The following is a 14445-nucleotide window of genomic DNA, read 5'->3' on the forward strand; positions in this document are numbered from 1 at the left end:
ACCGAGGGGATTAATAAAAAAATGGATCATATTTCAAGAAAAACCATTACCGCCGGGCACTCGCTGGACTTGCCGCTGGATCAGGATGCGGAAGACAGCAAGCTGACTGATGCCTGCATTTCGGCCATAAACGAGGCCGTCGAAAACCTGCGCCATCTGTCCGGCGCGGAACCGACCGCGAAAGCAGCCCCGCCCTCCCCTGAGATCACACCGCCCCGGCCGCTTCCGCAACATTCCCCATACGCCGAACAACCGCAAATGCGTGACGTTCCGCAGGAAAGGCCAGTGCCGCCGCAGCAAGACCGGCGCCCCGCCTCACCGCCGGAGCCAGAAGCAAAGGTGGACAATACTGAGCTGAAAAGCGCACCCGACCTGCCCTTCGTCAAGACAATCGACAATAATGACGGGCCCATCCGTGAAAACGAGCGCCGTCCGGTGACGGGCGGCGGCGGCAACGGCAAGGAGCCGACGGAGAATGGCGGTGGTGGCGGAGGCGGCGGCGGAAGCCAGAGCGGCTTCCACAAGCGCAGTGAACCCGTCAATTTCGCCGCCAGCCTCGCCAAGGGCATCGCCGCGATACGGCGCAACATGGCGATCGTGATGCTGTTCACCATCGCCATCAACGTTCTGCTGCTTGCCATCCCGCTCTATCTGTTCCAAATCTCGGACCGGGTACTGACAAGCCGCTCCATGGATACCCTCGTCATGCTGACGGTCGCCGTTCTCGGCGCGGTTCTGTTGCAAGCCTTCATGGACGCCATCCGGCGCTTCATCCTGATGCGCACCGCTGTCGAGCTTGAAGTGCAGCTTGGAGCGCCGATCCTGTCGGCAGCGGCCCGTGCCTCCCTGCATGGCAGCGGCAAGGACTACCAGATCCTGCAAGACCTGCAGCAGCTGCGTTCCTTCATTACCTCCGGTACCCTGATCGCCTTTCTCGATGCGCCGTTGATGCCCCTCTTCATCGTGGTGGTCTATCTTGTACATCCGCATCTCGGCATCATCATCATGGTCTGCTGCGCGGTGCTGTTCATCATAGCCTGGCTGAACCAGCGCTTCACCGCCAGACAGTTCGCGGAAGCCTCCGGTTATCTGAGCCGCGCCAATTTCCATCTTGATTCCATGTCGCGCAACTCGCAGATCATCAATGCCATGGCGATGATCCCAGAGGCCGTGAAGATGTGGGGTCGTGAAACAGCCGGATCGCTGAAGTCGCATGTGGCGGCGCAGGATCGCAACATCATGTTCTCAGGTGTTTCCAAAGCAGCCCGCATGATCACGCAGGTCGCACTTCTGGGTTGGGGCGCGCATCTGTCTCTCGCAGGCGAATTGACCGGCGGCATGGTGATCGCAGCATCCATCATTTCCGGCCGCGCGCTTGCACCGATCGAAGGGGCGATCGAGGGCTGGCATCAGTTCAACAAATCTGCAGCCTCCTATAGCCGTATCAAGCAGCTTCTCATCACCTCACCGCTCAATTTCCCGCGTCTGCGCCTGCCCAATCCGGAAGGGCGCCTGGATGTGGAACGTATCCTTTTCGTGCCGCCGCCGCAGAAGAAGGTGATCTTGAACGGCATTTCCTTTTCGCTGAAGAAAGGGGAATCCCTTGCCATCATCGGCAATTCCGGTTCCGGCAAGACGACGCTTGGCAAGATGCTGGTCGGCTCCATCCTTCCCACTTCCGGCAATGTCCGCCTTGACCTCATGGACCTGCGCAACTGGGACCAGCGGCAATTCGGTGAAAGCATCGGTTATCTGCCCCAGGACGTGCAGCTGTTTCCCGGCACCATCAAGGCCAATATCTGTCGCATGCGTGACGATGTTGAAGACCGGCAGATCTACGAGGCGGCTGTGCTCGCTGACGTACACGAGCTGATCGCCGGTTTCCCGCAGGGTTACGAAACCGTGGTTGCCGCCGATGGCGCACCGCTTTCGGGCGGCCAGAAGCAGCGCATCGCGCTTGCCCGCGCCTTCTTCGGTGATCCCAAATTCGTGGTTCTGGACGAACCAAACTCCAACCTTGATACGCAGGGCGAACAGGCGCTGGCAAAAGCCATTCTGCACGCCAAGAAACAGGGCATCACCACCGTCACCATCACCCAGCGACCCGCACTTCTTCAGTGCGTCGACAAGATAATGGTGCTGAAGGACGGATCGGTCGCCATGTTCGGCGAACGGATGGACGTACTGAAGGCTATTTCCGGCAATGGCCGGCAAAGTAGCCAGTCTCCGCAGATCGAGGGTTGAGGATCGTCATGTTCAAGAAAAAAACCGCCGTCGCCGTCGCAGAGGTAAAACCCCAGGGCCAGCTTGAGTGGTACAGCGAAGTGCCACGTTCCATTCGCCTCCACAGTTCAATCGGTCTTGCCGTGCTGCTCGCTTCCTTTGGCGGTTTCGGGTACTGGGCCGGCACTGCACCGCTCTCCGCCGCCATCATTGCCCAGGGCAGCTTTGTCGCCACAGGCAACAACAAGGTCGTGCAGCATCTGGAGGGCGGCATCATCAAGGAAATGATGGTCAGCGAAGGCGACACCGTCAAGGAAGGCGACGTGCTTCTGACGCTCGACAAGACGACGGCGCTCGCCAACGAGCGCATGTTCCAGCTAAGACGCCTTCGCCTCGAAACCATCGTCACGCGCCTGCGCGCCGAGGCACAGGGCCAAAAAAGCTTCAAGGTGCCTGACATCGTCATGAAGGAAGCCAGCGATCCTGATATCAAATCCATCATCCAGAGCCAGAACATCGTGTTCCACAGCAAGATCGTGAAGCTCGACGAGCAGCTGAATCTCATCGAAAAGAACATCAAGTCGCTGGAGTTTCGCTATACGGGCTATGAGGGGCAGAAGCAGTCCTTCGACCGCCAGCTGGCACTTCTGACCCAGGAGCGTGATTCCAAGGAAAGGCTTGCCAAGGACGGTGTCATCCGCAAGACTGACATGCTGGCGCTGGAGCGCGCCATTGCCGATGCCATGGGCGATATCGCCCGACTGACCGGCGAGATGAACCAGAGCGAGGCTGAAATCGCCAAGTTCAAGCAGGAAGCGGTCATTGCCATCAACGCCAACAAGCAGGCTGCTCTCGACGCGCTCGAAACCGCAGAAGCCGATCTGGACAGCGTGCGCGAGCAAGTGCGCGGTGCCGCCGAAGTGCTGGAACGCACCGTCATCCGCTCCCCGGTCAACGGTACCGTGGTGCGCGCCTATTACCACACGGCAGGCGGCGTCATCACCACCGGCAAGCCAATCATGGAAATCCTGCCCGCCCACGTTCCCCTGATCCTTGAGGCGCAGGTTCTCAGAACCTCCATCGACCAGTTGCATGAAGGCCAGACGGCAGCGATCCGCCTTTCGGCACTGAACCGCCGCACCACGCCTGTTCTGAACGGTAAGGTCTTTTACGTCTCCGCCGATAGCATCGAGGAAAATGCAGGCCTGCAGGTTAAGGACGTCTATATCGTGCGCGTGCAGGTTTCAGACGAGGAGATCGCGAAGGTCCATAATTTCCATCCCGTTCCCGGCATGCCGGCGGATGTCCTGATCCAGACTTCGGAGCGAACCTTCTTCGAATATCTGACCAAGCCTATCTCCGAGAGCATGTCCCGAGCATTCAAGGAAAGATGAAGAAATACCGCTTTTCCAGGAAGGTTGGATGGCGGTTTTGCGTCTGGAAAATGCGGAACGCAGAAGGACCTACACTGTCAATCCCGTCCAGATCGGCATAGAATGCCAGTATATGTCTGGTGGGGCGGGAGAACAGCATGGCGGCAATGTCGGATATATTGCTGATGGTCGGCAGGCTGAATTACGTGTGGACCAACACCGAAAGCCTGATGATCTATCTGATCGTCCATCTCCTGAAAGTGGAGAAGGAAGCGGCCATCGTCGTGTTTCTGACGCTCAACACCACGCGCGCGCGCATGGATCTCATCGAGCGTCTGGCAAAACTTCCCTCAACGCCGGCGCCGGATCGCAAGACCATTCTATCCATCATGGCGCGGCTCAAGAAAGAATCGAAAACGCGCAACAAATACAATCATTGCATCTACTCCTTCGACGAAAAGGGCGAAATTGCCAGCACCCAGCTCATGCGACTGGTGGAGGACGAAACCCAGGTCCGTTACGGTAAGGTAGAACGCATGGACGAGAAAGAAATCGAACACCTCGAGAAATCCATCGCCGACATCGTCTCTGTCAGCAGGGACATGTGGAGTTTCATCCACGCCAGCCCGCACGTCTCATCGGATTACCTCTAGGATCGGGCAGAGCGAATGCTCAGGCTCGCGTCTGTAACCGCACGCCAATCGCGGGATGAGTTTCGCTGTTCTGCGTGGCTTTCGCCGGCAGGCATAGTTTTCCGGCGGCGAAATACAGCAGGAACGAGCCGATCTGGAATGGGAAGATGATATCGATCTCCACGAAGGAGCGGACGACGAACAGCGCGCAGATGGCAAAGAGAATGACGCCCTGCGGATCGCGCTGGCGCATCAGGACCGAGCGCAGATGGCCGAGCAGCGTTCCGTAAAGCACCATGCCGAGCAGAACCATGCCGACGATGCCATTCTCCACCACCGTCTCGATATAAGTGTTGTGAAAATGGAAGCCGCTGCGTCCGGTAATGAAGAAGTCGTTCCACAGGCGCTCGGCATCGGCAAAACCCACCACCCAGAACCCCTGGTAACCAACGCCGAGGATCGGTGTCTGCTTTGCCGCTTCGATGCCCTGCTGCCAGAGATAGGTGCGTCCTGTCAGTGTCGAATCCTTGCCGAAAAGGCCGAGAATGGCATCAAGCAAGCCGAACTGCAGGGACGCGACCACCAGCAATATGCCAATACCGCCGAGTGCGAAAAAGGTCATCTTGCGGTTCGCCGGTGAAAGCATGCCAATCGGGATGAAACCGATGATGAGGGCGACCACCGCCGCCGTGGTAATGGTGGATGTGGCCGATTGCGAAGCAATTAGGCTATAGGCCGATAAGAGCCCGGTGATGCCCGCGATCGGCAGCCAGATACCCCTTTGCTTGAGGATCAGCACGGATGAGACAGCGAAAATGACGCCGAGCGAGGCGTAAAAGCCAAGCTGGTTCTTCGATGAGAAAGCTCCGACGAAACTGTAGGTTCCATCAAGCGCATCGAAAAGGTGGACACCGAACAGCAGCGAATAGAGCAGAATGACGGTGATGCCGATCAACGCCCCACGCGTCAGCGTGCGGATGGAGACCACCCGCATGGCGATAAGTGCACAGACGATATGCGTCATATACTGTATGGAAGCGCGCATGGTGACCGATGCTGCCTCCGACCAGAAGCTCGACAGCACGGTCAGGATGCCGAAGGCGAATATCCACAGATAGCGCGGATAGTTACCCAGCACGCGCCGGTAATTGACCACTACAAGGGGCAGCCACATGCCATAATAGGCCAGAATCGAGATTTGCCCGAAACGCGACGAATAGGCGAAAACGAAGAATGACAGCGCAATCGCCGCCATTCCGTAGACTTCATTGCGTTCGGGATCGATCAGTGCCGATTTGGCGATCCGCATGAAAACCTCACTGCATCAGGATTTCGGACGAGACCTTGATGACGTCGCCTGGCTGGAGCATGGCGTTTTCATCCACCTTCACTTCCTTCGGCTTGCCGTTTTCCTCACGCACCACGACGTAGCTGATTGTCGCGGATTTTCCCGACGGATCGAAACGGATCGCCTCAGCCGATTGTGCGAGCGCCTCCGACATCAATTCCCGGCTTGTACCCAGTTGCAGATTGAGCTTGTCGAGTTCCGCTTCCGTGTCCTGCAATTCCTTGGAGCGCTGTGCCACCCAGTCATTGCGCAGGTTGATTTCATCCTGGGTCGCCTTGTTGATATCCTGCTTGGCCCGCAATGACTGCGTGTCGATATCAAGCAGTGCGGCTTCCACCTCCGCTGCACGTTCTTCCGCGGAAATACGCCGTTGCGATAGTGCAAGGCCCTGCTCGTTCAGCCGGTTGACACGGTCTCGGTCCTCATTGGCAAGCTCGAGCTGGCGGTTTTGCGTTTCCGATTTCTTTTTCAGCGACTCGACTTCGCTTTCCAGAAGCGCATGCAGATCCGTCAGTGCCTTGAGCTGCAAAGTGTAACGCTCGGTGCGCGATTTCATCAGCGCACTTTCGCTGGCGAGAAGCGCGTCGATCTCGGCAATCTTTTCCATCTCCGGCGTCTTGGCGATGACCGTGTCACCCTTGACCTCGGCGATCAACCGCGCCTGACGGGCAAGCAGCCTTGCGCGCTGGTTGTCGTAAACGGCTGCGTCGCCGCGGGCATTTATGAAGTCGCGGGCAAAACGCTGCCCGGCATCGGAGCGCCGCAACCCACCGGCAAGGCTTACGGCCTTCAACACCGTGAGATTGGCAGCATAGGGATATTCGCCGGGCGTCTGTACATCTCCGCTGAGGAAGATCGGCCGGAACTGGGCGATTTCGACAGAAGCCGACGGCAGGTTGCGAAGGGCGAACTTGCTCTGAAGCTGGGCTCCAATCGCCTCACCGACCTCCGCGGACGTCTTCCCCGCCACATCCAGCTGGCCGATGAAGGGCAGCGACAGCGCGCCGGATGGGCCGACGGAATAATCGCCGTTGATGACATCCCAGTTGCGGATGCTTCCATCGGCCGGCTGCCATTCGGCAACGCGGATGCGCAGCTTGTCGGCGGTGCCAAGCTTGTATTGAGCGCCTTCTGCAGCCATTGCGGAAAGCGGCGCTCCGAATGCGACGGATGCAACAAGCAGAAGGGCGGAGAAAGTGCGTCCGGCGGTTCTTTTTGCAAGCGGACGGCTGGCGACGGCAATAGGACCGTTCATCGGGAAACTCCCTGTTTGCGGATCGCCGCTCGGGCGATCAGGCGATAGAGCAGCCGGACGGTGCCGGCTGCACAGCGCCGCAAAAAGCGGCCATTATGATTTGCACCAATGACGCACCCAAAGACCGGACTTGGGATCCCGGTCAGGGTGCGTGGCAAAACAAAGATCGATAAAGCCAAACTCAATATCGGTTTTCAGTAGCTTCCGCGTGAAAGGCACACGGCGGGAATGGTCTTGACGATGATGAAGACGTCCTGTCGCATCGACCAGTTCTGCACATATTGCGTGTCGAAAGCCACGCGGGTCTTGTAGCTTACGTCATTGCGGCCGCTGATCTGCCAAAGGCCGGTCAGGCCCGGACGGGTGCTGAGGTAATAGGCGGCATCGCTTTCGTAGTAGCTCAGCTCCTCGTCGACGACGGGGCGCGGGCCAACGACGCTCATTTCGCCGCGGATGATGTTGAGAAGCTGCGGCAGCTCATCAAGGCTGAGCTTGCGCAGCACGGCACCAACTGCGGTTACGCGCGGATCATTCTTGAGTTTGCGGGTCGCACGCCATTCCTCGGCGGCCTCCGGATTGGCGGCAAGATATTGCCGCAACATTTCATCACCGTTCATCGCCATCGTCCTGAATTTCAGGCAATGGAAATAGCGGCCATTATGTCCCACACGCCGGTGCCCATAAAAGATCGGGCCGGGATCGGACAATTTCACCAGTGCGGCGATCAACAGAAAAATCGGGCTGAAGATGAGCAGCGCAAGCAGGGCCGATGTCATATCGAAGCTGCGTTTTGCGATGCCCCCGATAGGGAAACTGACATCGAAGTCTTCGGAACTGCTGAGTGTCTGTTCAGCCGATTGGGTCGCGGACTTCATAGAGAGAACTCCATTTATGTTTTGCGATTGGTCGGTGCCCGGAGGCGTGTCTTTCCGTCTAAAAGAGATAACAAGTCTGTGTTCTGAATTTGATGCTAATGGATTTTTTGTAAGGCACATTGCCCCTGACCGTCTATGCGATTTCTTGCGAGAGCGGCCGATCAACGTCAGGGCAATATTAACGGTTGCATAAAAAAGCAACAAATGTGCCGGCGGCCATGTGTTGAGAGCATGGGTGCCGCTCCCGCATGTATTGCGTTTTCGACAACAGATAGTCTTTTCTTATATGTTTCTTGTGACTTAATCACGTGAGACAGGAACGCCAAGAACAGCCATGCGTCAGGAAGAATATTAAATTTTTTTGCAGCGCAGCAAGATTGTGGCAATGCATATAAAATTTGACATATTAGCCGGGATTTTTTTGCCGGCACGCCAACTTCGCCAAGAAAAAGCGATGGAAAAATTGCAAAAGCGGCGCAAAAGCGGCAAAATAATGGCAGGAACCCGTATCAAAGTTCGGTCGGATCGTAGAAAATCTCTCCGGCTGGACCATATTATCTCCGGCTGCAACGGTCCGACCACCATTCCGGCGTGACTTTACGCGAAAGCCATAGAATCAGAAGGTGGGTGGCGTGCAGGCGCTGATGACCTCGCACGGCACTGGACCAACGCAGCGGAAGCGATGCGGCCTGCGGCTTTCGAAATAATAGGCATCCCCCGGACCAAGAACCCGCCGCTCCTCGTCTACCGTCACCTCCAGACGCCCGGAGAGGATGATACCCCCCTCTTCTCCATCGTGGACCAGTGGCACCTTGCCGGTATCGGCACCCGGCTGGTAACATTCCTTAAGGATTTGCAGGCTGCGGCCGAAAACATTTTCGCCCACCTGCCGGAAGGATATCGGTCCTTTGCCGATTTCGACAAGTTCATCCGCGCGGTAAAATGCCTTGCGGCTGGTCTCCGGCTCGTAGGCGAAAAATTCGGCAAGGCCGATCGGTATACCGTCGAGAATGCGCTTCAGCGCGCCGACGGACGGGTTGGAGGTGTTGGATTCGATCAGGGAAATCGTCGAATTGGTAACGCCAGCACGTCTTGCCAGTTCACGCTGGGAAATATTGTGACGCAGCCGCAAATGGCGCAAACGCCCGCCTATATCCACCGACATGCGTGATCCCCCGTTGCCGTTGTTCGAAATATCGAAAACTACCTTTCCCGCCTATAACATTTTCAATGGCTTGGCCACAGCGAGAAAAGGGCTTGTTCAGCCCGGAAAATAGCTTTCAATCACCGGCACCGAACAGGAGAACCGTTATGGACAACCCCAACCGATCCAACTCCACCTCACTCGACAGCTACTGGATGCCATTTACCGCCAACCGGCAGTTCAAGGCCAATCCCCGCCTGCTGACGAGCGCGGAGGGCATGTATTACACCAGCAATGACGGTCGTCAGGTTCTCGACGGCACAGCTGGCCTGTGGTGCGTCAATGTCGGCCATGGCCGCCACCAGATTGCATCTGCCGTCAAACACCAGCTTTCGACCATGGATTATGCGCCCTCGTTTCAGATGGGCCATCCCGCCGCCTTCGAATTCGCCGAGCGGCTGGCGGAAATCGCGCCCGGCCCGGAAGGCGCGAAGCTCGACCGCGTGTTCTACACCGGCTCGGGTTCTGAATCAGTCGATACGGCGCTGAAGATTGCCATCGCTTATCAGCGCGCCATCGGTCAGGGCACCCGCAGCCGTCTGATCGGCCGTGAGCGCGGTTATCACGGCGTCGGTTTCGGCGGCATCTCCGTTGGCGGCCTTGTTAACAACCGCCGTGTTTTTCCGCAAATCCCGGCCGACCACCTGCGTCACACCCACGATTTGGCGAAAAACAGCTTCGTAAAGGGCCAGCCCGAGCATGGTGCCGAACTGGCAGACGATCTGGAACGGGTGGTTGCTCTGCATGGGGCCGAAACAATCGCGGCCTGTATCGTTGAACCGGTAGCCGGCTCCACCGGCGTGCTGGTGCCGCCGAAGGGTTATCTGGAGCGCCTGCGGGCCATCTGCGACAAGCACGGCATTCTGCTGATCTTCGATGAGGTTATCACCGGTTTCGGCCGTATGGGCTCGTCCTTTGCCAGCAACTACTTCGGCGTGACGCCTGACATCGTCACCACCGCCAAGGGGCTGACCAACGGCGCAATCCCGATGGGTGCGGTTTTCACCAGCCGCAAGGTGCACGATGCGTTGATGCATGGGCCGGACAACCAGATAGAGCTGTTCCACGGCTATACCTATTCCGGACATCCGGTTGCCTGCGCCGCCGGCATCGCCACGCTCAACATCTACCGCGACGAAGGGCTCTTTACCCGCGCGGCAGAAATGCAGGATGTGTGGCACGACGCCATCCATTCGCTGAAGGGCCTGCCCAATGTCATCGACATCCGCACCATCGGCTTCATCGCCGGCATCGAGCTGCAATCTCGTGATGGAGCTATCGGTGCGCGCGCCTATGACGTTTTCGTGGATTGCTTCGAGCGCGGTCTGCTCATTCGCGTCACGGGCGATATCATTGCCCTTTCGCCGCCGCTTATCGCCGAAAAATCCCATTTCGACGATATCGTCTCGATCTTGGGCGACGCGCTGAAGAGAGCGGATTAAAAGTATAAATCTCTAATAAATAAAAGGCTGCAATTTCTATTGCAGCCTTTTTTTTGCATTTATCAAGACCGCAACAAAAATAGATCATTTCTTAAGCATATTCTATTAATTTCCCGTAGTATAACCAACCGAGCGGGAATGGCCTCATGGCGTCGATTCAGAAAAAAATTATATTGGCAAGCATTGCGATCTTTTCCATCACCGGAAGCGCGGCGGGGGTCGGTATCTGGGCGACGAATACGCTCAATCGCAATAGTACGGATGTATCGCGGTCCGCCGAGATACTTCATAATCATATGCGTGCCGACATGATGCACGATGCGCTGCGCTCAGACGTGCTGGCAGCCATTCTTTCCACGAATGATACGATGGGCCTGTCGTTCGACGCGGTAAAGGCCGACCTTGCCGAACATGAAGCCACTTTCCTTGAAGCAATGAAGCTAAACAAGGCGCTTACCGAAGGTACGAACGCCAAAGCCGTTATCGAGAGCGTTGAAAAACCGCTTCAGTCCTATCTTGAAAGCGCCAAAACGGTGGTTGGCCTCGTCAACGCCGATCCGGGCGCGGCGACAAAAATGATTCCGGACTTCATGCGCCAGTTCACCACTCTCGAAACCGCGATGGAAACGGCGAGCGAACAGATCGACGCGCTTTCCGAAGCAACTGTCGCGGAAAGCCAGGAGACGAAGGCGGTAATCGAGCTCGTATTAGAAGGGCTGCTGGTTCTGGCGACGCTCTTCTGCGTAGGCCTCTTTATCATCACCCGCAAAACGGTAACGGGTCCAATCCTGCGCCTGTCGAAGACGATGGAAATCCTTGCCAGCGGCGACACGTCACAGCCTCCTTCCGGCATGGACCGGAAGGATGAGATCGGCTCCATGTCCAGCGCGGTCGAAATATTCCGGCAGGCGGCGATTGCCAATCGGGCGCTCGAAGAACAGGCCGCAGCAGCCAGACTGCAGGCAGAAGCCGATCAGGCGGCCGCGCGACAGCAAGCGGAGGACGATGCGTCTGAGCGGCTGCGCATCGCCACTTCCGGTCTTGCGACAGGACTGAAGCGGCTGGCATCGGGCGATCTGGCCTTTCAGCTCGATCAGGCCTTTGCCCCTCAATTCGAGGCCTTGCGCCACGATTTCAACAGCTCAGTGCGTCAACTCGGCGAAACGCTGTTCGCCATTTCCGATGGCATCAGCACGATTGACGGCAGCAGCCGGGAAATCGCCGCAGGTGCCGGCGATCTTTCCCGCCGCACGGAAAATCAGGCAGCGTCTCTGGAACAGACCGCAGCAGCGCTCGATGAAATCACGGTCAATGTTTCAAACGCCAACAAGCGTGCCGCCGAAGCGCGGCTCGCCGCCACCGATGCTAACCACAGCGCACTGAAATCTGTGGAGGTTGTCAGCCATGCGGAAGAGGCGATGCGCCGCATCGAAACCTCGTCCCGGCAGATCACCGGCATCGTCGGCGCCATAGACGAGATCGCCTTCCAGACAAATCTTCTGGCATTGAATGCAGGCGTCGAAGCCGCACGCGCCGGTGAAGCCGGCAAGGGATTTGCGGTAGTGGCGCAGGAAGTGCGCGATCTCGCCCAGCGCGCAGCAAAGGCCGCAAGCGAAATCCGCGATCATATCCGGCAATCCTCGACGGAAGTGGAAAGCGGCGTGAAACTGGTTCTCGACACCGGCACGGCGCTGAAGGAGATTGGCGAGCGTATCGCCGGCATCGATCGCCATATGAACGCCATCGCCACATCGGCGACCGAACAATCGACCGGTCTTGCCGAAATCAACGCGGCGGTAAACTCCATGGATCACGCCACCCAGCAAAATGCTGCCATGGTGGAACAATCCACTGCGGCTTCTGCAATGCTCGCCGCCGAAACGGCAAAAGCTGCGCTCGCTTGTATCGCGGTTCCGTCTGGAAATGGAAAGTGCCGGTAGCCGCGACGTTACCCGTCGCGTTGCCTGAGGTCGCTGCCGCAGATCGAGCCGGCAGCAGCAGTATCGAAGCGCTTTGATTGCGCCTTCATTCATTACCCATTTCCAGCCGCCTCTCAGGCGGCTGGAAATTTTGTCTATCAATAGGTCTGCATTGGTTGCGACAGGCCGTCGCCGACCACGCCGCCGCCATACTGCGCCACGGGCACGCCCGCCTGCCCGATAGGAACACCCTGCTGTGCCGGCCCGAGCGCCGTCACCACAATCGGCGTACCATCAGGCACACGGTTATAGAGGTCGACAATATCCTGGTTCAGCAGACGCACGCAGCCGGAGGAAACCGACTTGCCGATCGTCCACCATTCCGGCGAGCCGTGCAGACGGTAGATCGTGTCCTTGCCGTCCTTGAAGATATAAAGTGCACGCGCACCGAGCGGATTCTTGAGGCCCGGCTCCATGCCGCCATTGCGGCCGCTATAGGGTTCCAGCTCAGGCTGGCGGGCAATCATCTCGTCGGGCGGCGTCCAGCGCGGCCATTGACGCTTGTACTGGATAACGCCGCGTCCGGCCCATTCGAAGCCCGCGCGGCCGAGACCGACGCCATAACGCATGGCCTGGTTGTTCTCGTAGGTGAGATAAAGGAAATGGTTGGCGGTATCGACCACAATGATGCCGGGACGCTCACCGGTGGGATTTTCCACCATTTGCCGCAGGAACTGGCGCGGGATCCGCTTGTAGGGAATTTCCGGCAACGGAAACTGCTCGTCGGGCTTCGGACCGTACATCAGGGCATACATCGGGTCGTCGGCCGGGGCTGTTGGCCGTGTGGCCTCACGCGCGGTGGTGTTGCAGCCTGCAAGGCCGGCCAGCGCCAATCCGCCCGCTCCAAGCAGGAAACCTCGCCGGGTCGTTGTCGTGTCGTTCAATTGAAAAACCTCATCTGCGTCATCTTGCGCTGGCAAAGGGATCTGCCAGCGCCGCCTCGGGGCGGCTTATAGGGTACTTCGTGCCGGAGACCTGCGATGCCATGGCCTTTGCGCCACTGGATTTCAGGATGGCACGGAAGCTTGGGTGCATGCCGCCGTCCACATACGCGCTGACCGGGGCAGAAGTTCCATCGTTCATCGCGGCGGCAAATTTCTGTTGCTCTTCGGCCATTTTCGACGCCACCAAGGGGTCCGGCTGGTTTATCGCAGGTGGGCAGGCCGCCAGCGGATCGGCAGGCTCACCGCCGGCAAATTCGCTGTTAAAAACGTATCGCCGGCCACAAACGGAAACCTTTGGCTGGCGGCGCGTCACCTCGAAATAGTCATAGCCTTCCTTGAGCGTCTTCCAGAAGGGCATATTGGGATCGTCCCGATTCGCCACCATGTTTCGGGCGCTCATGCGGAAGGGATAGGCCTGAACCTGAAAGCGGTCCTGCCCGCCCTGCAGCGCGCGCGCCACGACCGCATAAATCTCGCCGACCTGTTGATCGGTCATCGCGTAACAGCCCGACGAAGAACAGGCGCCATGCACCATCAACGCTTCGCCGGTGTAACCAAGCGCCGATTCCAGCCGGTTGGGATAGCCGAGATTGAAGGAGACGTAATATTGCGAATTGGGGTTCAGCATGCCTGCGGAGACATGATAAAACCCTTCCGGCGCCTGCCGGTCGCCCGTCTTCGTCTTCGGGCCAAGTTTTCCGGACCAGCGGCACATGGGATAGGTCTTGAGCAGCGCATAATTACCGGTCTTGTCGATCTTCCAGACCTCAAGCTCGCTTTCCTGCTTGAAAATGCGAACGAGAACCGGGCTTTCCGGGCGCATGCTCTTGGCAGACATCTGCGCCATCATCTTGGATGACAGCTTCGGCGGGTCCTTTTTGACGCTGTCGAGACCCATGGAGGTGCACGCGGCGAGACCGCCGCCGATCGCGACGACCGCAGCTATTCTCATTCCCGCTTTTACCCTGCGCCGCAGCCCCGCACTTGCGAAGTTCAGCAATGCATTCATACCCATGGATCGTTCTGCCCGCCCGATTTGCCCGCCTTTGTGGCAGAGGCTTAACTAGCGAAGGTGGCCATATGGCGGCAACCTCCCGCAAGGACAAAGTCTCGTGAACAGACGTTACCCATTCGTTAATCATACGCACACAAGCCTGTGATGGGACTGCT

Annotated in this window: 11 protein-coding genes and 1 pseudogene; 6 read left to right on the plus strand and 6 right to left on the minus strand. The window is 58.0% G+C overall.

Annotated features, from left to right (window positions below; all coding sequences use genetic code 11):
- The first annotated feature begins 21 nt into the window (after positions 1-21).
- From RBH71_RS05775 to RBH71_RS05785, 3 genes are all read left to right on the plus strand, one after another.
- Positions 22-2244, plus strand: a complete 2223-nt coding sequence (locus RBH71_RS05775) for a type I secretion system permease/ATPase (protein WP_038494079.1) — start codon at positions 22-24, stop codon at positions 2242-2244.
- 8 nt (positions 2245-2252) lie between these two features.
- The gene (locus RBH71_RS05780) at positions 2253-3617 is read left to right on the plus strand and encodes an HlyD family type I secretion periplasmic adaptor subunit (RefSeq protein WP_111802595.1); all 1365 of its coding nucleotides are present in this window, start codon (positions 2253-2255) and stop codon (positions 3615-3617) included.
- Between the two features lie 137 nt (positions 3618-3754).
- A complete protein-coding gene (locus RBH71_RS05785; RefSeq protein WP_038494084.1) occupies positions 3755-4249 on the plus strand; it encodes a hypothetical protein in 495 nt (164 codons plus the stop codon).
- Between the two features lie 19 nt (positions 4250-4268).
- On the opposite strand, the gene RBH71_RS05790 is transcribed toward RBH71_RS05785, so the two are convergent.
- The 3 genes from RBH71_RS05790 to RBH71_RS05800 form a co-directional block, all read right to left on the minus strand.
- Entirely contained in the window at positions 4269-5537 is a 1269-nt protein-coding gene (locus RBH71_RS05790) for an O-antigen ligase family protein (RefSeq protein ID WP_003510903.1), read from the minus strand.
- 7 nt (positions 5538-5544) lie between these two features.
- Positions 5545-6831: a polysaccharide biosynthesis/export family protein gene (locus tag RBH71_RS05795; protein WP_013761580.1), complete on the minus strand. Its 1287-nt coding sequence runs from the start codon at positions 6829-6831 to the stop codon at positions 5545-5547.
- 194 nt (positions 6832-7025) lie between these two features.
- A complete protein-coding gene (locus tag RBH71_RS05800; protein ID WP_003510909.1) occupies positions 7026-7706 on the minus strand; it encodes a sugar transferase in 681 nt (226 codons plus the stop codon).
- Between the two features lie 361 nt (positions 7707-8067).
- On the opposite strand from RBH71_RS05800, the gene RBH71_RS05805 reads away from it, so the two are divergent.
- Entirely contained in the window at positions 8068-8301 is a 234-nt protein-coding gene (locus RBH71_RS05805; protein ID WP_051489716.1) for a hypothetical protein, read from the plus strand.
- 21 nt (positions 8302-8322) lie between these two features.
- Here RBH71_RS05805 and RBH71_RS05810 read toward each other — a convergent pair whose 3' ends face one another.
- On the minus strand, positions 8323-8871 hold the full coding sequence (locus RBH71_RS05810) for a cupin domain-containing protein (RefSeq protein ID WP_003510910.1): 549 nt from the start codon (positions 8869-8871) through the stop codon (positions 8323-8325).
- A 146-nt stretch (positions 8872-9017) separates the two neighbouring features.
- Here RBH71_RS05810 and RBH71_RS05815 point away from each other — a divergent pair, with 146 nt between their 5' ends.
- Both RBH71_RS05815 and RBH71_RS05820 read left to right on the plus strand, forming a co-directional pair.
- A complete protein-coding gene (locus RBH71_RS05815; RefSeq protein ID WP_111802596.1) occupies positions 9018-10352 on the plus strand; it encodes an aspartate aminotransferase family protein in 1335 nt (444 codons plus the stop codon).
- Positions 10353-10498: 146 nt separating this feature from the next.
- A pseudogene (locus RBH71_RS05820) lies at positions 10499-12320 on the plus strand (methyl-accepting chemotaxis protein).
- 109 nt (positions 12321-12429) lie between these two features.
- Here the strand turns inward: RBH71_RS05820 and RBH71_RS05825 are convergent.
- Together RBH71_RS05825 and RBH71_RS05830 are read right to left on the minus strand one after the other, a co-directional pair.
- A complete protein-coding gene (locus RBH71_RS05825; RefSeq protein WP_035251547.1) occupies positions 12430-13215 on the minus strand; it encodes a L,D-transpeptidase in 786 nt (261 codons plus the stop codon).
- 19 nt (positions 13216-13234) lie between these two features.
- The gene (locus tag RBH71_RS05830) at positions 13235-14290 is read right to left on the minus strand and encodes a L,D-transpeptidase family protein (RefSeq protein ID WP_038494094.1); all 1056 of its coding nucleotides are present in this window, start codon (positions 14288-14290) and stop codon (positions 13235-13237) included.
- Between the last annotated feature and the right edge of the window lie 155 nt (positions 14291-14445).

It is taken from the genome of Rhizobium sp. AN68 (assembly GCF_030758035.1).
In the GTDB taxonomy this organism is placed as follows: Bacteria; Pseudomonadota; Alphaproteobacteria; order Rhizobiales; family Rhizobiaceae; genus Agrobacterium; species Agrobacterium tumefaciens.

Bases quoted from the DNA above. Each gene is read 5' to 3' on its own strand.
- RBH71_RS05810 (WP_003510910.1), bottom strand. From the start codon at position 8,871: ATGTCGGTGGATATAGGCGGGCGTTTGCGCCATTTGCGGCTGCGTCAC.
- RBH71_RS05785 (WP_038494084.1), top strand. From the start codon at position 3,755: ATGGCGGCAATGTCGGATATATTGCTGATGGTCGGCAGGCTGAATTAC.
- RBH71_RS05790 (WP_003510903.1), bottom strand. From the start codon at position 5,537: ATGCGGATCGCCAAATCGGCACTGATCGATCCCGAACGCAATGAAGTC.
- RBH71_RS05780 (WP_111802595.1), top strand. From the start codon at position 2,253: ATGTTCAAGAAAAAAACCGCCGTCGCCGTCGCAGAGGTAAAACCCCAG.
- RBH71_RS05830 (WP_038494094.1), bottom strand. From the start codon at position 14,290: ATGGGTATGAATGCATTGCTGAACTTCGCAAGTGCGGGGCTGCGGCGC.
- RBH71_RS05815 (WP_111802596.1), top strand. From the start codon at position 9,018: ATGGACAACCCCAACCGATCCAACTCCACCTCACTCGACAGCTACTGG.
- RBH71_RS05775 (WP_038494079.1), top strand. From the start codon at position 22: ATGGATCATATTTCAAGAAAAACCATTACCGCCGGGCACTCGCTGGAC.
- RBH71_RS05795 (WP_013761580.1), bottom strand. From the start codon at position 6,831: ATGAACGGTCCTATTGCCGTCGCCAGCCGTCCGCTTGCAAAAAGAACC.
- RBH71_RS05800 (WP_003510909.1), bottom strand. From the start codon at position 7,706: ATGAAGTCCGCGACCCAATCGGCTGAACAGACACTCAGCAGTTCCGAA.